Consider the following 17497-nt stretch of genomic DNA (forward strand, 5'->3'; position numbering starts at 1 on the left):
TCGGTCGCAGCCTCACTGAAGAGCGGAAAAATGTTGATCTGATTCATCGCAAGAGCATGTCAGTCGCTTTCTTCAACAGCCTGCTAGACCGGGGTGCTCCGGGCGACGGTACGCGCAATCTCAAGGGCTTCCTCATATGTGTCGGCCCAGTGGACGGTGCTGTAGTTCCGACCTGTGTACTCGTACACAGCGCGGTTCTTGCCGAAGCGGTCGGGCAGCAGCACGCTGTGCTGCGAACGCAGGGCGCAGAGAATGTGTGGGTGCATGCGGTCAGTAACCAGCACCTTACCGGTATCCAGCCTGCGGTTGCCGCTCGCGAGCACGTAGCGCGCAAAGCGATCGTAGCTGCCGGCAATCTGCCTATTGACGATCGAACGGAGCGTTGGCGCCAGTTGGCGGACGCGGGAGAAAAAGCGCCCTGGAAACAGGATCCGCATGCCCGCGGAATCATAGTGCGTCCAGTCGAACACTTCGACGTCACTTGGCGCGAGGGATCCGACGCCCTCGATATCGTCGCGGGCGAGCCAGATGACATCGTGATCAGGCGCAGCGTGCCTTGGCTGCGGCGGGAGCAGCAGCGCGGAATCGTGGACCGTCTCCACATGGACGTTGCCGGGGAATACGTTGCGCGCTGACTCAGCGCTGACCGGGTCCCTGGCCAAAAGTACAGCATTGCGATGATTTCCGAAGAGCGTGCTCGCCTCGCGGCGGTCCTCGTCGTCGACGAACAGCATGGTCGACGGCAGCGACACGAGGCGATTACGGGGGCACGCCTCGGCGACGATGCGCTTGACCTCTGCGTGGCGCGGCCATAGGCGCGAGACCGTGACCCCGCCCGAGAAGAGTATCGTGCCGTCCCCGACAGCGCGAATCATTTGCTGAAGATCGAGGTTATGCCCATGCGCCGTATAGGCGATGGGCGCATTACGTTGCTTCAAATAGTCCATGGCGGCCACCCACATCATGTGGTTGCCGACATTGAAGTCGAACGGGAACTGCAGAAGCGCTACAGGCTGGCCTTCGGGGATGTATCGGTCGAGACACTCGCGAATCGCTCGCGCCTGCTGCGCCTTTTGCGCCGCGTCTTCAGGCGAAAGTGCTGTACCGGTCATGTGCGCCTACCCTCGATCATGCACTGCCGCGATTGGCGAATGCTGGAGCCTGTCTTTGCTAGCGGCCTACCAGGTGACAAACCGGCGCACGCCCTTGGACACTGTCATCCGCACCGCGCTGGAGGAGCCCTTACAGGCCCCCGAGCGAAGTGAAGCCAATGATTGCTGGTCTTGCGTCTTGGATCTTTGGCGCCGCGGTAGGCATCGATTCTCGAAGTCCTTGCTGTGTCTAGTGCAGGAGGTGCCGTCCCAAAAATGTCTTCTTGGACGGAGAAGGTTCAGTGCGTTCGGGTCACAAGCATGTGTCCAGCCGAGAGGTCAAAGTCCAGTCCCTCCCGTCCTGCGCGAGAGAAGTAATCGTCTGCCGCCTTTCGGCACCCAGACCAATCCGAATAGGCGTGAAGTGCGACAGCGCCGCCGACGATGAGATGAGGCATAACCCGCTCTAGACAGGCGCTGACAGGCTCGTACCAATCAACATCGATATGGGCCAAAGCGACCGGCTCGGCGACTGTAAGCGTGTCTTGCACCTTACCCTTTATCAGTTGGACGTTGTTGGACTCGACGGGATAACCAAACCTAGCGAAGTTGTTCGTCACCGTCGCCATCAGGTCATCATCATAGAGATAGTATTGCTGGCCTCCAAGGCCGACGGCTTCGCCGGCAGTGATTTCAGCGTACCGAGCTTTCATGTCGTCGCCATCGTGCTCCGAAGGCGGAGGGAGCATCTCGAACAGGTCGTACACGCGTATAGCGCGCTGAGGCGACTTGGCGGAACACATGAGAATTGCTGAACCGCCGCGCGCGCAACCTGCCTCAATGATCAACGCTCCGCTCGGGGCGGTACGACGCACTACCTCAAGCAATTGATTAAGTTGACGATCAGTCGTGTAAGAAAGGTGTTCGGCGCGCACCCTTGACCAAGCCTGCCGAACGGTCCCTGGGTAGGCGGTCCGACGGGCGCGTTCCAAAAGCGCGTTGAGGCGCCAACGCGCCCCACGCGCAACTCTATCTACTGCTTTCATAACGCCTCCATCTCCCCGCAACAGCGTCCGCCTCGGCGAAGCCTTACTGAACTCCCTACGACTCCCTTGGCGGGGGAAACCCGCTAGCGTCGTGTCTTGCCCTTCTCATCGACGTACTCGTCGTTGGCAAAGCTGATCTGTTTTCATGATACGATCATCTCTGGTCCTCACTCGCATACCTTCAAAGCGTTGGCGGATAACTCGGCGGTTCATCACGACAAAGTAAGCCAAGAGGAGGGGGTCTGCGGTCTTACATCCATTTCGGAAAAAAGATTGACCGTCATCTGCTGCGCGCGGCTATCTACGCATGGCATATTCCTTATCGGAACAGTAACGACTAGAGACACCAAACCCTTTATCCAGTTCTTTATTCTTCTCCGCCAACTTCTCGTGAGCTGAGGCGGTTGGAAAGCCCAGCTGTTGTCTAAGCCCCATACCCATTGAATTGATCCAGTCGAAAACACTCGCGCTCCACTCACTGCTCTGTAACAGATAGCATGAGAGATATTTGGACGTGTGCCACCCGGCAGTGGTGGGAGAATTTCGTTGGCACGTGTAGAGGATTTCGAAATAATGACGAGCCCGTCGGGAGATTCTTCGTTGTCTAGAACCGCATCCCATTCGTACCCGACCAGTCCCTTCAGCCTATCGCCGTTTCTTAAACCTGTGTGCGCGTAGATAGGGTCAGCAGCATTAGAAACGATGAAATCAAACCCCTCATAGATGTTACCTTGATCGGATACATAGCCCACCCCCATCAGTGCATTCTCCGGTCTATTGACCTCCTTAGAGCGAAACACTGAAGTTGACGCAGGAGGATCTAGCTGAGCCACCGGATCGAGAGATAGGCCGGCGCCAATACCCGATGAATCCTTGTATATGGTAACAACGCGGTTCGACTGCCCCCGGCTTGAGCAGTCGAACCGAACCTGCCAATAAGCAGTATTAGCAGAGTAAAAGGCGAGATGAATACCATTATCGCGTGCCGACTCAACTCTATTACGCTGTTCCATCGACCAATACTCATCATGACCTACCGAAAGAAATATTCTGTGCGAAAGAATTTGTAAAGGGTTGCTGTGAACATCCACATTGGTGTAATAGGATATGTCGTAACCCTGCGACTCCAACCAGCGTACCATGTTGTACTCCCAAGTGAGCATATTATTACAATTGAAACCATCAGTATTGCTGAATCCGAGATGGGTGGCATCATAGGGGCGATCAAAGCTTACCTGATATGCTCTTGTGTTACTGGTGCTATTAGCATCATATACACTGAATCCGCCGAATATATTATACGCTTGAGCAGTCGTTACTGCATCCTGAAAGCCTATGTCGCTGGGGTGATTGTCTTTGCGCAGAACAAACGGGACAAGCGACTGCTTGCCGCTTCTGCAATCAGTTAACTTGATAACATAAAGCCCGCTTGTCCAAGCTGCAGATGTTTTCAGTTCATACGATACGTCCCATACACATTCGATCAAACGCGTGCCAGGATTGGTCATGGTGGGGCTTGATTGAGTTAATCCGTCTAGACCGAGCGCGCTGGCTATAAGTCGACCGCCTGCACCGCCGTAGTAGCCAAGGCGATAGACCTCAAGATTATATTGTCCAGCGGAAGACAAAGAAACCTTTAGGTTCAAGGGGTCTCCTGCATTTATACTTGTTGCATCCGCATAAGCCTCGATCTCGTGGTTCGTCGCCAAATTTGTAATCTTCCAATCAGTTGTTCCGGCATTTAGATTTTCGATTACAATTGAGTTTTGAGCGTCCACTCTGATGCCCTGACTGGTGAAGTTGTTAAGGCCCTCGGTCGTGGATACGACTGCTAGAGCTCGGATTTGGCTGCCAAGAAGACCCGACGGTATTCTGATGCGAGCACTCGTCTCTCCGGCAATATTCGTCCATGCCCCGTCAACTTTTTGCTGCCAACCGTAAGCCGCCTCCTTCTCAGGACTTTGGCCGCATTCATTGAAAACATTTGCGGTCAGCGTATTTCCAACAGTGGCGCTCCCTCTAAGGAGAACATAATAGGTGTGTTCCTCGTTCGACGAAGTGGGTATCTTTTGCGCGCCACTCTTGACACTGCTGACACTGCCTTGCATGGGTCCCCCTGACCGTTATCCCACATTGGTACGTAGTGATTATTTATTCGCTGGGCGTGGCCGCGTTTCGGGAGCCTATAATTTCAGAGCCTTCCGATGACAGTACGAAACCAGCGTTCTGCAACGACCTATCGCGAAGCTTTATAGACCCTTAGTAGGTTTCCCTCAACGGCCCATTGGCCCGACTTAGACCGCTTTACGGCTACGTAGCGGGGGCTATCACTGCCCGTTTGATTGCATCGGCGCGGCCATTCATCCTCCAATTGGGGGTCTGCTAATTCGCTCTTCCTGTGAACTGCCCCCATTTCGACCAGACAGTCGGCATAAGCAGAAAGGCTCAAGCACAGGCTTGAGGACAGGCTTATGTCCAACGAACCTGTCGTCGGCAATTCCGAGGTCAAGACGCTCGAAGAGCGGGTGCGTGAGCTGGAACGCATGCTCGGCCGCAAGACGCTGGAGGCCGAGATCTTCCGCGAGGATTTCCAAAGCCCAGACAACAAAACAGATATCGCGGCCACTCTTGTTGCCCAAGGAGGTTCCCGATGAAGACACTTCACGCGACGAGCTGCGGCCGGAAGACCACATCGGCATAGCAGTTCGCTGGATCATAGGTGCTGGTCGGGAAGAGACCTGTGGTGGCGGACCCGCCATACGCATAGACACCATTGCCGCCAGCCGCCGCACTCGATTGCCTTCCCTTTCCGCCGACGGTCAACCATCGGGGAACCAAGGAATCCACCAGGAGTGAGCGCGAAGTCCACCGACGAGCGTTGCGATACATGGCAGGCACCTCTCTCGCGAGATTGTCAGGGTCGAATGTATGAGGATCATGCGATACGCAACTGTGAAGTATAGTCGAAAATGGGAGAGTATATCCTACGAATTTCGCTCTGCAGGGCGGCATCCTTTGGGTAAACGGGCGTGTTGCATGGCCCAGGTGATGGCTGAGATGCGCGAGGTCGGCAAGATGCGCCGCATCCTGTACAAGGCTCGAAGCCGCAAGCGGTGGCTTTTTTTCGACATCGCCGCATGGTGGTGCCAATGCTGGCCCCCAAACAGGAAGCCACGCACTGGACCGTTCGTGCAATGGCATAAGCCGCTGAGATCTCATCACCTGTTGATTTTCCCGGGCGATGCCTCGGTGTCGCGCCGAAGATATGTGTTTCTGCTGGATTTAGGCTGAAGTACCCGCCCCACCTCATCAATAGTGATGAGGCAAAATAAACGATCTCCACCTTCCTCAAGGCGTCGCCAGACTGCACACTAGGGACGCGGCTTCGGACTTGTCGTCCGGCGTGCGAACAGAATCAAGGCAGTTGGACCAGCATCCCTTTAAGGATGTTTTGCAGGCGAGATATATATATGAATTCATCGCACCGCGCCCCCCACGTGTTCTTTCGCGCGACGTTTGTCATCGGTGCACTCGCCTTTCTTGCCGGAGCTGTGTCGCCAGCTCTCGCCGATAGCGCCCCCTTGACTCCGCAAACGAAAATCCGCCTGACGATCGTCCAATGGATGCAGTCCAAAGGCCAATATGAACGCTGGGATGCGCTTGGCGGCGAATACACCGTCTCGGATGAAGGCGCTGTCTTTTTGCCCTTTCTTGGATCCCTTTCCGTCGGCAATCGCGATAACACCAGCCTCACCAATGAGATTGCCAAGCGCCTGCAGGAAAAAATCGGATTGGTTCAGGCACCTGCGGTCACCATCGAAATTCTCGAATACCCACCAATCTACGTCGTCGGAGACGTAACCAAGCCCGGGGAATACAAATTCCGCCCTGGACTGACCGTCCTGCAATCACTGGCACTGAGCGGCGGCCCGTTGCGCGCCCCAAGTCTGCAGCAATCGCAGACGATCAAACTCGCAGGCGAATTGCGAGACGTCGACCACTCGCTGCTGCGCAGCACTGCCAAATTAGCACGGCTCCAAGCAGAGATGACCGGGGCGAAGGAGATAACGTTCGATCAGACGCTCGGCGTCGATCAGCAATACGCTGCGGGAATATACAACGAGGAACGGGTCATTTTTCAGGCTCGTGCAAATGCGCTGGACAGGCAGTCGAAGGCGCTCACGGAATTGCGTGATCTTTTGAACAGTGAAGTCGGCATGCTAGGCGAGAAGGTGCAAGGCTCGGAAGACAATATCAAATCGATCGAGGACCAGCTGACCAGCGTCAAAACGCTGGTCACGAAAGGCCTCACCGTTTCGTCGCGTCAATTGGATCTGGAACGGTTGCTCACCACCTACCGCTCCAATCGGCTCGACCTTGTCACCGCCATCATGCGGGGCCGTCAGGCGATCAGTGAGACAACGCGAAATCTCGAGGGGCTTTATGACACGCGGCGAAGCGAAGTCGCTTCCGAATTGCAGTCGGAACAGGCAAGTCTCGATCAGTTCAAATTGAAGCGCGAGATAACGCAAAAACTGCTTCTCGATGAGCTCGCGGCAGGGGGAAGCTCGAATACCAGCGGCGAGGAGCTCCCGCTGACCTTTACGGTGAGCCGGCGAAACGAAGGGCAAATCAAGCAGTTCCAGGCCTCCGAAACAACGGCGCTGATACCGGGTGATGTGGTGAGGATCGTCCGAACCCGCATTGCGGATGGCGTGTCTCGGGCCGCCCCTGCCGACCTGCCGCGTGAAACTGAGACACACGCCAGTCAGGCAAGCCAGTGACCCGCGAAAAGCACGTATTGCAAACGAACCCCCAATGGGCGATCGAGAGGCGCTCAGACCACCAGCGCGAGAGAAATCGCTCTTGATACAAGCTGGCATAGACCCGACCAGGTCTTGAATTCGCTTCCTGCCCCAACAGCAATGCCTGTGCCGCGTATCTTCGAAGTGGCGTTGGGCAACATGTCGGCGACAGCGCGCCGGAGATCCCGTCCCACAGCATAGCGGCTAAGGATAATTGATGACTTTGCGCATGATCCCAGCCAGTGGGCAGACTTATACCCAGAACCTCAAGTCGACGATGCTGATGGGCGGTTCCTCGCTCGTGAACGTCGCTTTGAGCATCATTCGCAACAAGGCCCTGGCCGTTCTGCTTGGGCCAGAAGGCGTGGGGCTCTTTGATCCTGGCGGAAAGATGCCCGGCCCTTCGGGTTGGCTGAAACGGGCCGCCTGATCGACCGGCCGGCTTGGCCCTAGAACTGGGCTACGACGCGCGCCGGCCGGTCGACCATCCGACTCCGTTTGAGCCAACAGAATGCTGCAATCTGATCAGGAAAGGCTCTAACAAAAAATGCGCATCAAGGCGATGCGCATCAGGCCCTTCGGCACAACGAAGATTGCATCACGCAATCAGGAAATCATACAAGCGCGATGTCCCGATCGTGCTGTACGGCGGCGGGTATGCTGGCCCCCTCAGCCAATGAACTTCGAAGTGCTTCAACAACCCTGATGATGTCGAGATCCGTCATCTGAGCATAAAGCGGCAGAACTATCGTTTGCCGTTGCGCTGCCACGCCTCGCTTCAGACTTGTGGCGGCGCGATGAGAACTCTGGTCGGAATAGGCACCTTCCAGATGAATATTCATCACACCGCGCCGGGTCGAGATCCCTTGATCGAGCAATGCCTGCATGACCGTCCGCTGGTCGACGGCATCAGGCAGTCTCACGCAAAAGCTCTGCCAGTTGCTGCGAGCCCAATGCGGCTCGACCGGTGAGATCCCAGGGATCGTAGACAGGCGCTCACAATATTGCTCAGCAAGCCGCCTCCGTTGTGCAATCAGCCCCGGCAACCGCCGCAACTGTTCCCTTCCGACGGCAGCCTGAAGGTCCGTCATACGGTAGTTGTAGCCCAATTCGTCATAGTCTTCGAAAATCACCTGCTTCGAGCCATGGCGAACAGCATCGGTAACGCTCATGCCATGCTGACGCCACAGCCGGAATTTCCGGTCATATTCGGGATTGGCGGTGGTCAACATGCCACCATCACCTGTCGTAACGACCTTTCGGGGATGGAAGGAGAAACAGGCAATGTCGCCATGCGGCTTGCCGATCTTTTCCCAACGCCCGTCCCACAGGATTTCGCTTCCCGTCGCGCATGCCGCATCTTCGATGACCGGGAGCTGATGGCGCTTGCCGATCTCCACGATGGAGCGGAGATCGCAAGGCATGCCAAGCTGATGCACACATAGGATTGCCTTGGTGCGGGGCGTGATGGCTGCTTCGATCAGGCTGGGGTCGATATTGTAACCATCTGCTTCGATGTCGACGAAGACAGGCACCGCATTGCAGTATCGAACAGCATTCGCGGTGGCGATGAACGAATGGCTGACCGTGATGACTTCATCGCCGGCGCCGACATCGACCGCCATCAAGGCGAGATGCAGTGCGGTCGTGCAGTTTGAAACGGCGCAGGCATGTGCAGCGCCGACAAAGGCCGCGAATTCGCCCTCGAAGGCCGCGACTTCCGGCCCCTGCGTAACCCATCCTGACATAATTACACGGCGCGCGGCCTCAGCCTCCTCTTCTCCGAGGACGGGCTTGGCGACCGGAATCGTTGATAGAGACGAGCTCATGCAGCTTGCCCTCCTGCCGCAGCGGTCTTCATCTGCCACCATGCGACAAGGTCTCGAAGCCCTTGCTCCATCGATATTTCCGCCTTGAAGCCCAGAAGCTTCTCGGCCTTGCTGATATCGGCAAGACGACGGGTCACGCCGTTGACCGTGCGGGCTTCCTTATGCTGCGGTTCGAGTGAGACACCCATGATGCTGCTCAACATCTGCGCAAGTTGCAGGAGGCTTATTTCCTCGCCGCTCGCGACATTGAACACTTCATCCGTGACATCGCTCTTCGCAGCCAGCAGGTTTGCCCGGGCGATGTCACGTGCATCGACGAAGTCCATCGTCTGGCTGCCATCTCCATAGACAAGGGGTGGCATTCCGGTCGCCAGGCGCTCCATCCAGCGGATCAACACTTCGGTATAGGCGCCGTAAACGTCCATTCGCGGCCCGTATACGTTGAAATAGCGCAGCGCCACATAGCGCAGGCCGTACATCTCCGCAAAGCTGCGAAGCAGCCCCTCGTTAAACGTCTTGGCCGCGCCGTAGATCGTCCTGTTATTATAGGGATGATGCGCTTCGGTGGTCGGAAAGCTCTCGGCCAAACCCAGCACAGAGGCAGAAGAGGCAGCGACGACCTTCGACACACCTGCCTTTACGGCAGCTTCGAGAACATTGAACGTGCCTTCGGCCAGTACATCGAAGGCAAGCCGTGGGTCTTCGGCGCATTGCGTGATGCGGATGGCCGCCTGGTGAAAGACGATATCCACGCCCTCGAAGGTTTTCGCCAACAACGCTCTGTCACGAATATCTCCCTCGATGATGTTGACGGACCCGCCAGCTATTGCCGTACTGAGATTGTCCCGGCGTCCACGCACGAAGTTGTCGAGGATGATAATCTCGCGCGGCTTCTCCAATGCGACGAGATCGGCGATATGCGACCCGATCAGGCCGGCCCCGCCGGTAATGAGTACCCGTTGATCTCTCACGATCTTCCTCCATGCGATATATCCAGCACAGGATCGGCTTCCGTGCGCCAGCGTATGAACTTCGCCGGCACACCCGCCACGACTGAAAACGGTTCGACATCGGAAACAACGACTGCGCCTGCTCCGACGATCGCCCCTTTTCCGATGCTCACGCCGGGAAGAATAGTTGCATTCGTTCCAATATCGGCCCATGCGCCGATGCGAACCGGCTTGATTTCGAGATCCGTGCGAATGATCGGCACATCCACCGGCAGTGCGGTGTGGGTCGACCCAAGCACTTTGGCGCCAGGGCCCCAGCCGACACAATCCTCGATAACCAGGTCGCGTGCGTCGAAATAGGCCATCGGGCCGATCCAGACATTGTCGCCGATTACGCAAGTGCCGTCGAAGCGTCCCTGGATATAGGCCTGAGCGCCGATGAACACGCCATTGCCGATTTCAAACGTTTCAGGATGTTTGAAACCGGCGCCGCCCGCAACCTGCAGTCCCGCGCCGCAGCTCCGCGCGATCGCTTGCCAGATGGCTTTCCGCATCAGTGTATCGACGACACCGTCGCCTGTGGCGAAACGACCGTAAAGGTCTATCAGACCAGCGCGCCCGTATGATTGCCTGAGCTCTTCGACCAACCCAGTTTGGTAGCCAGGATCTGCCGGCCTTTCATGGCGACCATGGACCGCCTGCACCAGTCGAGCCTCGCCGGCGCGGTTAACTGACATAAGCATACTCCAGTGCGGCGGCCACCTGGTCGACGTGTCGTAAAGGCATCTCTGGATAGATCGGCAGCGAGAGGACCTCCCGTGCCGCGGCTTCCGAGACCGGGAAATCCCCGGCCTGGTAACCAAGGTCGGCATGGGCTTTCTGCAGATGAACAGGGATGGGATAATGGAGCCCGGACGGAATGCCTTCCGCGCTGAGCAGGCGTTGAAGCCCATCGCGATCACGGCTTCTTATGGCATAGACATGATAGACGTGACGCCGGTCGGCTGCTTCGACAGGGATTGTCAAATCCGTCGATCCGGCAAGCAGCGAAGAATAGCGGCGCGCATGACTGCGACGCGCCTCGGTCCAGGCTTCAAGGTGCCGGAGCTTGACACGTAGGATCGCGCCTTGAATGGCGTCCATGCGATAGTTAAAGCCCTTCAGCAGATGGTGATAGCGCTGCTCCTGGCCCCAGTCTCGCAGCATGCGCATCGTCTTGGCCTGATCATCGTCATTGGTAACGACCATACCCCCCTCGCCGCAGGCGCCGAGGTTTTTGCCCGGATAGAAGCTGAAACAGCCGGATAGGCCGATACTGCCGGCGCGGTGGTCTTTGTATTGCGCGCCATGGGCCTGGCAGGCGTCTTCGATGACGGGTATCCCGTGGCGGTCGGCAATTGCCTTGATCGCGTCCATATCGGCCATTTGACCGTAGAGATGGACGGGAACAATGGCCTTGGTGCGGGGAGTAATGTTTGCCTCGACCTCCGCCGGATCCATCGTGAGTGTCACGGGCTCAACATCGACGAACACGGGTCGTGCGCCCGCGTAGCAGATCGCCGACACGGTTGCGACGAACGTGAATGGCACCGTAATGACCTCATCGCCGGGACCAACGCCCGCCGCAAGCAGGGCAAGATGCAAGGCACTCGTTCCGGTGTTGACGGCTATCGCATGCTTGACGTTGCAATAGTCGGCGAATTCCTGCTCGAAATGCGCGACCTCGTCGCCCAATACGTACTGCCCCGAGGCGAGGACGCCGAGCACGGCGGCGTCAATCTCACCCTTGATTGATTGATATTGCGCCTTAATGTCCAGGAACGGGATCATGCGATGCGCCTTGCCTCTTCGAGCTCGATGATGCGGCCGCGCTGGGCTAACGACCGGCTTGCTGCTTCCAGAATGCGAACGACGCGCAGGCCGGCATGGCCGTCCGTAATGGGCCGCGAATTCTGCTCGATGCACTCGACGAACTGATCCAGTTCGCGTTTCAGTGCTTCGGTCATATCGAGCTTGGGCGCCCACATGTCGCCGCTGCGGTAGCCGACCATCATCTGATGCACTTTCTCGCCATAAGCCTGAGAATTGGGGTTCAGCGTGATGCCCTTGTCGTAGACCTTGATTTTTTCGCTGGGCTCCAGATCGTCGTAGACGACCATCTTGTTGCTGCCACCGATCAGCGTGCGGCGCACCTTGACCGGCGCCAGCCAATTGACGTGGATGTGTGCGATGAGCTTGCTTTCGAAGAAGAGCGTCAGATAGGCGATGTTTTCCGGCTCGCCGAGTACATGGCTCATGCCTGTCGCTGAAACAGCCACCGGCCTTTCCTGCACAACATGGTCCAGGATGGAGAGATCATGCACCGCGAGGTCCCAGATGACGCTGACATCATGCTGAAAGAGCCCCAAATTGACCCGAACCGAGTCATAATAATACATGTCGCCTAAGCCGTTCTCGACCAGTTCGCGCATCTTGCGGACGGCGCCGGTGTGGACGAAGGTATGATCCACTGCCAGCACGAGGCGTCGGCGTGTGGCCTCTTCGACCATCCGCGAAGCTTCCTCCGTCGTCGATGCCATCGGCTTTTCGACGAAGACATGCTTTCCGGCCATCATAGCCTGCATTGCGAGCTTGAAATGGGTGAAGACTGGCGTCGCGATAGCGATGGCATCCACTCTTGGATCGCGCAGCACTTCCTCGAAATCATCGGTGATCGTCACCGCGGGATACCGGCTTTTGACAGCCGCCAACCGTTCGACATTGAGATCACAGACAGAAATGAGCTGCGCTCCGGCCGCCTCCGAGATGTTGCGAACCAGATTCGGGCCCCAATACCCATACCCAACAACAGCGATGCCGATCATTTCATTCCTCCCAACGCGTGCATGTCGACTGGCCCGTCATTAACGCGACCGATCATCCTGGCCGGAACGCCAGCGACAATGGCGCCATCGGGCACATCCTTTGTTACAACCGCTCCAGCGCCGACCTGCGCAGCCTCTCCGATCGTGACGCCAGGCAGAATGGTGGCGTTGCTGCCGATCGACGCATGGCGCTTGACCAGGGTCGGGACGACAATCCAGTCGGCCTCCGTCTGAAGGCTGCTATCCGGATTGACGGCGCGCGGGTATATGTCATTCGTAAACATGACCCCGTGGCCTATGAAAACGCCGTCTTCCAGCGTCACGCCCTCACAGAGGAAGGAATGGCTGGAGATCTTGCAGCTTTTTCCGACTAGGACGTTTTTCTGAATCTCAACGAAGGTGCCGATGCGCGTTCCGGCACCGATCGTACAACCGTAAAGATTCACGAGGTCCGGATGGTGGATAATGGTGCCGTCATCCAGCTTGACGTTTGATGCAATCATCCCTGCAAAACCCCTAACTCTTGAACAGGTCCAGACTTTCAGTTGAAACCAACAATCGCCTAATTGCACCCAAGGTTTCACACCGACAGGACTAATATTTTTCTACATCCCAAAGAGAATTGTTTTCTGCATCTGAGTAAAGAAACAAAACGTTTAAGGTTATTCACCTAAAGGCGTATCTACTTATGATGACTTACGCCCATGTTCATACATAGACCAACGTTGGTGGCGGGCTCACCTACCGCATCCGTTGCCGGTCCTACGCCGGAGACTGCGATTGTTTCCATGCATTTAGTGGCCCGTCGCAAAGCACGGTGTAACGATGAAGTTTATTCAGCAATCTATCTAGTAACACTCAAGACTACTTCAGATTTATCTTTCTATTTCCGGCTTACAATGGAAGTTGCGCGCTACTTAGCCTATATTAGCTACTGTAACGCTCCGCGAATTGTGGTATTCGATTCCTACTTTAGAGTTTCCTAAACCCCCGTATTGAGAGGGGTCGGTACTCGGGTCGTAGTTGAGCGTAACGTGTTAGGGGAGGGTGAAGCTGTGAATTCAGCACTTATATCGAATTTGGACCTCAGGCAGGAGAACGTAGCTCTTCCCCTCAGGATAGATAATCCGAACACATCTGCCGTGCCGGGAAGACACACGCATTCTCTTGTCATTCTCGATAATCGTGAGCTCGATCGTCAATGCCTGGCGCAATGCATGGCTGCCCAAAAAGCGGATTTGCAGATTCTGGCTTTTGGATCAATTGAGGAGTGGAAGCAGAAGCGCGACGAATATCCTCCGCTTTCGGCAATCCTCTTGAACGTCGGCGGCAAAAAGATCGATGAACCGACCGTTTCGGAGCAAATCCGGAAGCTTTCGTCGGAATTCGCATCGACGCCACTCATCGTATTGGCCGATAGCGACGATTTCGGTCAAATCGTTAGGGCACTTGAGTACGGAGCCAAAGGGTTCATACCCGCCTCAGTCAGCGTCAGCGTCTGTATGGAGCTGATCGCGCTGTCGGTGGCAGGAGGAATTTTTGTGCCTGCAAGCGCCCTGTTTGCCATGCGTCACTTGCTGGACTCGAGCAATTCGACCGCACGCCCGCTATCCGGCATATTCACGGATCGTCAGGTCGAAGTCGTGGAGGCGCTCCGACGCGGAAAGGCAAACAAAATTATCGCTTATGAGCTCAACCTGCGAGAAAGCACTGTAAAGGTGCATGTTCGCAATATTATGAAAAAGGTCAAAGCGACGAACAGAACGGAAGTCGTGTTCAAGCTCAACGATCTTTTTCTTTCGGGCGGCTCTGCGACAAACAGCCTGTGCTGATGCGGTCGGCCGATCAGATCTTGGATCGCATCAGGAGCGCATTCTCGCTCTAAACATCCTCGGTGGCTGCACGGCAAATACGCCACCGAGTCCGGGATTGCATCTTCAGCCTCACCTGGAAAGTTTGTCATGCACGCCTCTCCAGGTGAGACTGTCTGCATGTGCAATTTTCCCACAGCTAATTGCCGGTGCCCATAGGAAGCCTGGAAAGCGCTGTTCGGATCCTGCGCAACGGGCCTCTCTGCGAATGGGGGACCAGACCCCGCGCAAGATGCCAGAAATATCGGAACTCAGGCAGCGGCGGTACATTCGGCCGCAGGCCATTCAGGCGCAGTCTGACCATCAGGCCATCGACGCCTGAATATAGTCGCAGACGCCAACCAGCATCACGTTTGAAGTGTAGAAATGTTACTTTCTCGCCAGCGTTGCTTCCGCCGACGGGAGCGCGACGAAGAACATTTGCAAGATCTGGCTGCTGACAGCGCTCAAGAATATCGGAGAACCATGCAAGCCAATCGGAATCGCTCCGATCGGGAATCTGATGAATGCTTTTTCGATCCCTGCCATACCGTCCCGACACGACCCCATCGCCTGAGCCACCGAGTTGCGCGATGACGAGGCGCGCGCGCCTGAATTCGTCGTGGGATAGAGATGGATAGAAATCTTGCAGCCTCCGCGCCCGCTCAAACTGGCCTCTGCAGATCAAAGCGAGAAGGAAGTACGCCCACTCGGCCGGATCCGGGGTGAGTGCCCCATATTCGGTCATGGTCACCTTGACCAGATCCACCAGAAGGTCATAGGCGCGATCGGCGTCGCCCTCCTGCAATGCACAGATGGCAAGGCGGAATTTGGCTTCGGGCAGGTAGGATACATAGTCCAGGCAGCGCGCGTAGCACTGCTTGGCTTCCTCCACCCTGCCCTGCTCGAGAAGCAGGTCGCCCTGCTTCAGCAAAGCGCGATCGCTCGCTTCCCCCACGACATGGACGCTCTCTTGCTTGGAGATCCGCTGGACCTTTGTAAGATCGCCGAAGGGGCCGGACTGGATGATCTTTTCGCCGAACTGCAGGCCTTTGTTCAGCATGAACCACTGATATATTTGCGGCCTGTGGCTCAGTGTATGACACGCATGGATCAAACTGTAACCGGCTGTCGTGATACGCCGTATTTCGTCGGGATGGGCAAAAAGGTAATCTAGTCGCTCGACGACGTTGTGGCCGTCAACAAAGACACAGTTTTCCATGTCGACAAAGCCGGCTGCCTCCACTGCTGCCGTGCGTTCGGTCACGAGACAGGCATTTGCCCCGGGAATCTCGAAGTGCTTGCGTACGACCTCGCCGCCCATAGTGCCGCATGTGGGGACGATGAGGCTCGCGTTGAGCGCGCGCGCATAAGCCTCTCCAGACAGGAGCTGGGAAGCTAGCTTGCTCTCATAGGCGTGTTGCGGCGAGACCAGGCAGGGGTAACGGTCGCGGATCATCGGAAAGACCGTCTGTCGCCAGGGATAAAGGCCGTAGGCCTGACCTGTGAGCATGGCCGGGATGACCTTTTGCTGGCCATAGTCGTGGTAGACTTCGGGATCGATGAAATTTGGCCAGACGAACAGATTCTCCTTCACCGCCGGCATATATTCCGGAGTCATCGTTGCGATCGCGAAATACGTCTCGATGCCCCACTGCTCCATATCGGAAAGGAAGCCCGCGCGTCGATCGCACCATGCGTCGGCGTTATGAAGGCCAAGCTTCGGAACGGCGATATGGGTATTGGTGTTGGTGATTTTTATCCGACGCGACCCATGCGACCGATAACCGCTTTCAAACAGCGTCAGATCCGGCTCGTACCTGTCGCATATCTCTGCATAGTCGCAGTCGCGGTTAATGACGACGACATCGAAATGTGTTGCGAGGCATTTGACCTGCTGCTGCATGTGCAGCAGCAGGTAACCGGCCGCGGTCGCATTGGGCTGATGGTCCCATTGAAAAAAAACGAGCCGCGGTTTTCGATCATTAACGTTGCTATTCATGTCCCTATCGAATGGCTTCAGGAGCAGTGAGTTCGACGTTCGCGGACGCCAGATGCGGATAAGCCTCTTGCGAGGACTTGGCGCTGGGCCAGTTCCTTGCGCCGCCGGAAAGCTTCCACTCGAAATAAGCGATCGTTCTCTCAAGCCCCTCACGAAGGTTCACCTTCGGCTGCCAGCCCAGTTGTTGCGTTGCGCGGCTGATATCGGGCTTGCGCTGTGTCGGATCGTCAACTGGCAGATCCTTGAAGACGATGCCGGACTTCGATCCGGTCATTTCGACCACCATTTCCGCCAATTCACGGACCTGGAATTCTCCGGGGTTGCCGAGATTGATGGGCCCCGTGACCCCAGCGGGCGCGCCCATCAGACGGATAAAGCCGTCGATCAGGTCGTCTACATAGCAGAACGATCGTGTTTGCCTGCCGTTGCCAAAGATGGTGATCGGCTCGTTTCGAAGCGCCTGAACGATGAAATTGGAGACGACACGGCCGTCATTGGTCTGCATGCGCGGACCGTAGGTATTGAAGATCCGCGCCACCCGGATTTCCACGCCATATTGACGATGATAGTCGAAGAACAGCGTCTCGGCGCACCGCTTGCCTTCGTCATAGCATGCCCGCGGTCCTATGGGATTGACGCTGCCTCGATACTCCTCGGGTTGAGGGTGGACTGCCGGATCGCCATAAACTTCGCTTGTGGATGCCTGGAAGATCTTCGCCTTGGTGCGTTTTGCCAAGCCGAGCATATTGATGGCCCCGTGTACATTGGTCTTCACGGTCTGCACGGGGTCGTGCTGATAGTGGACCGGAGATGCCGGACAGGCGAGGTTGTAAATCTCGTCGACCTCCACATAGAGCGGGAAGGTAATGTCATGGCGGAGCACCTCGAAGCGAGGATCGTCAAGAAGATGCAGCACATTGTCGCGCGAACCGGTGTAGTAATTGTCCACGCAGAGGACGTCATTGCCCTCTCGCAAAAGCCTTTCGCACAGGAATGATCCCAAAAACCCGGTGCCGCCGGTTACCATAATTCGCTTTTGTCCGTGCATTGGTATGCTCCG

General features: G+C 56.5%; 14 protein-coding genes and 2 pseudogenes. 5 read left to right on the forward strand and 11 right to left on the reverse strand.

What is annotated here, in order from left to right; all coding sequences use genetic code 11:
* Positions 1 to 83 precede the first annotated feature (83 nt).
* The 3 genes from FFM53_RS34380 to FFM53_RS34390 all read right to left on the reverse strand — a co-directional run bounded on the left by FFM53_RS34380 (position 84) and on the right by FFM53_RS34390 (position 4245).
* Positions 84 to 1112 carry a polysaccharide pyruvyl transferase family protein gene (locus FFM53_RS34380; RefSeq protein ID WP_138389887.1) on the reverse strand — a complete coding sequence of 343 codons (1029 nt, stop codon included), beginning with the start codon at positions 1110 to 1112 and terminating at the stop codon, positions 84 to 86.
* Between the two features lie 278 nt (positions 1113 to 1390).
* A complete protein-coding gene (locus FFM53_RS34385) occupies positions 1391 to 2137 on the reverse strand; it encodes a TylF/MycF/NovP-related O-methyltransferase (RefSeq protein WP_138334172.1) in 747 nt (248 codons plus the stop codon).
* 212 nt (positions 2138 to 2349) lie between these two features.
* Positions 2350 to 4245, reverse strand: coding sequence for a N,N-dimethylformamidase beta subunit family domain-containing protein (locus FFM53_RS34390; protein WP_138390063.1), 1896 nt, complete (start codon positions 4243 to 4245; stop codon positions 2350 to 2352).
* A gap of 366 nt (positions 4246 to 4611) precedes the next feature.
* On the opposite strand from FFM53_RS34390, the pseudogene FFM53_RS34395 reads away from it, so the two are divergent.
* The 4 genes and pseudogenes from FFM53_RS34395 to FFM53_RS34410 all read left to right on the forward strand — a co-directional run.
* Positions 4612 to 4779: pseudogene (locus FFM53_RS34395) on the forward strand (IS3-like element IS426 family transposase); the annotation flags it as partial.
* A 394-nt stretch (positions 4780 to 5173) separates the two neighbouring features.
* Complete coding sequence (locus FFM53_RS34400) at positions 5174 to 5428, forward strand: hypothetical protein (RefSeq protein WP_138390062.1); 255 nt, start codon at positions 5174 to 5176, stop codon at positions 5426 to 5428.
* Positions 5429 to 5607: 179 nt separating this feature from the next.
* The gene (locus FFM53_RS34405) at positions 5608 to 6921 is read left to right on the forward strand and encodes a polysaccharide biosynthesis/export family protein (RefSeq protein ID WP_138390061.1); all 1314 of its coding nucleotides are present in this window, start codon (positions 5608 to 5610) and stop codon (positions 6919 to 6921) included.
* A 238-nt stretch (positions 6922 to 7159) separates the two neighbouring features.
* Positions 7160 to 7315: pseudogene (locus FFM53_RS34410) on the forward strand (O-antigen translocase); the annotation flags it as partial.
* A gap of 241 nt (positions 7316 to 7556) precedes the next feature.
* Here FFM53_RS34410 and FFM53_RS34415 read toward each other — a convergent pair.
* From FFM53_RS34415 to FFM53_RS34440, 6 genes are read right to left on the reverse strand one after another with little or no spacing between them, the layout of a single operon-like run.
* Positions 7557 to 8771: a DegT/DnrJ/EryC1/StrS family aminotransferase gene (locus FFM53_RS34415; protein WP_138390060.1), complete on the reverse strand. Its 1215-nt coding sequence runs from the start codon at positions 8769 to 8771 to the stop codon at positions 7557 to 7559.
* Positions 8768 to 9742, reverse strand: a complete 975-nt coding sequence (locus FFM53_RS34420) for an NAD-dependent epimerase/dehydratase family protein (protein WP_138334179.1) — start codon at positions 9740 to 9742, stop codon at positions 8768 to 8770. Before FFM53_RS34420 ends, FFM53_RS34415 begins: the two co-directional genes overlap by 4 nt.
* Positions 9739 to 10458, reverse strand: coding sequence for an acyltransferase (locus tag FFM53_RS34425; RefSeq protein WP_138334181.1), 720 nt, complete (start codon positions 10456 to 10458; stop codon positions 9739 to 9741). The genes FFM53_RS34420 and FFM53_RS34425 overlap by 4 nt, the downstream gene beginning before the upstream one ends.
* A complete protein-coding gene (locus FFM53_RS34430; RefSeq protein ID WP_138390059.1) occupies positions 10448 to 11551 on the reverse strand; it encodes a DegT/DnrJ/EryC1/StrS family aminotransferase in 1104 nt (367 codons plus the stop codon). Before FFM53_RS34430 ends, FFM53_RS34425 begins: the two co-directional genes overlap by 11 nt.
* Positions 11548 to 12585, reverse strand: a complete 1038-nt coding sequence (locus tag FFM53_RS34435) for a Gfo/Idh/MocA family protein (RefSeq protein WP_138334185.1) — start codon at positions 12583 to 12585, stop codon at positions 11548 to 11550. The genes FFM53_RS34430 and FFM53_RS34435 overlap by 4 nt, the downstream gene beginning before the upstream one ends.
* Complete coding sequence (locus FFM53_RS34440; protein ID WP_138334187.1) at positions 12582 to 13088, reverse strand: acyltransferase; 507 nt, start codon at positions 13086 to 13088, stop codon at positions 12582 to 12584. The genes FFM53_RS34435 and FFM53_RS34440 overlap by 4 nt, the downstream gene beginning before the upstream one ends.
* Positions 13089 to 13640: 552 nt before the next feature.
* Between FFM53_RS34440 and FFM53_RS34445 the strand changes: the two genes are divergently transcribed.
* Positions 13641 to 14417 carry a response regulator transcription factor gene (locus tag FFM53_RS34445; RefSeq protein ID WP_138334189.1) on the forward strand — a complete coding sequence of 259 codons (777 nt, stop codon included), beginning with the start codon at positions 13641 to 13643 and terminating at the stop codon, positions 14415 to 14417.
* Between the two features lie 178 nt (positions 14418 to 14595).
* Here FFM53_RS34445 and FFM53_RS34450 read toward each other — a convergent pair whose 3' ends face one another.
* A complete protein-coding gene (locus tag FFM53_RS34450; protein WP_138390058.1) occupies positions 14596 to 16437 on the reverse strand; it encodes a glycosyltransferase family protein in 1842 nt (613 codons plus the stop codon).
* Positions 16438 to 16441: 4 nt separating this feature from the next.
* Positions 16442 to 17485, reverse strand: a complete 1044-nt coding sequence (locus FFM53_RS34455; protein WP_138390057.1) for a UDP-glucuronic acid decarboxylase family protein — start codon at positions 17483 to 17485, stop codon at positions 16442 to 16444.
* Between the last annotated feature and the right edge of the window lie 12 nt (positions 17486 to 17497).

Source organism: Rhizobium indicum (genome assembly GCF_005862305.2).
In the GTDB taxonomy this organism is placed as follows: domain Bacteria; phylum Pseudomonadota; class Alphaproteobacteria; order Rhizobiales; family Rhizobiaceae; genus Rhizobium; species Rhizobium indicum.

What these genes read in the sequence shown, in the direction of transcription:
- FFM53_RS34400 (WP_138390062.1), top strand. Translation starts at nt 5,174, where the DNA reads ATGGCCCAGGTGATGGCTGAGATGCGCGAGGTCGGCAAGATGCGCCGC.
- FFM53_RS34415 (WP_138390060.1), bottom strand. Translation starts at nt 8,771, where the DNA reads ATGAGCTCGTCTCTATCAACGATTCCGGTCGCCAAGCCCGTCCTCGGA.
- FFM53_RS34435 (WP_138334185.1), bottom strand. Translation starts at nt 12,585, where the DNA reads ATGATCGGCATCGCTGTTGTTGGGTATGGGTATTGGGGCCCGAATCTG.
- FFM53_RS34450 (WP_138390058.1), bottom strand. Translation starts at nt 16,437, where the DNA reads ATGAATAGCAACGTTAATGATCGAAAACCGCGGCTCGTTTTTTTTCAA.
- FFM53_RS34390 (WP_138390063.1), bottom strand. Translation starts at nt 4,245, where the DNA reads ATGCAAGGCAGTGTCAGCAGTGTCAAGAGTGGCGCGCAAAAGATACCC.
- FFM53_RS34455 (WP_138390057.1), bottom strand. Translation starts at nt 17,485, where the DNA reads ATGCACGGACAAAAGCGAATTATGGTAACCGGCGGCACCGGGTTTTTG.
- FFM53_RS34425 (WP_138334181.1), bottom strand. Translation starts at nt 10,458, where the DNA reads ATGTCAGTTAACCGCGCCGGCGAGGCTCGACTGGTGCAGGCGGTCCAT.
- FFM53_RS34430 (WP_138390059.1), bottom strand. Translation starts at nt 11,551, where the DNA reads ATGATCCCGTTCCTGGACATTAAGGCGCAATATCAATCAATCAAGGGT.
- FFM53_RS34440 (WP_138334187.1), bottom strand. Translation starts at nt 13,088, where the DNA reads ATGATTGCATCAAACGTCAAGCTGGATGACGGCACCATTATCCACCAT.
- FFM53_RS34385 (WP_138334172.1), bottom strand. Translation starts at nt 2,137, where the DNA reads ATGAAAGCAGTAGATAGAGTTGCGCGTGGGGCGCGTTGGCGCCTCAAC.
- FFM53_RS34405 (WP_138390061.1), top strand. Translation starts at nt 5,608, where the DNA reads ATGAATTCATCGCACCGCGCCCCCCACGTGTTCTTTCGCGCGACGTTT.
- FFM53_RS34380 (WP_138389887.1), bottom strand. Translation starts at nt 1,112, where the DNA reads ATGACCGGTACAGCACTTTCGCCTGAAGACGCGGCGCAAAAGGCGCAG.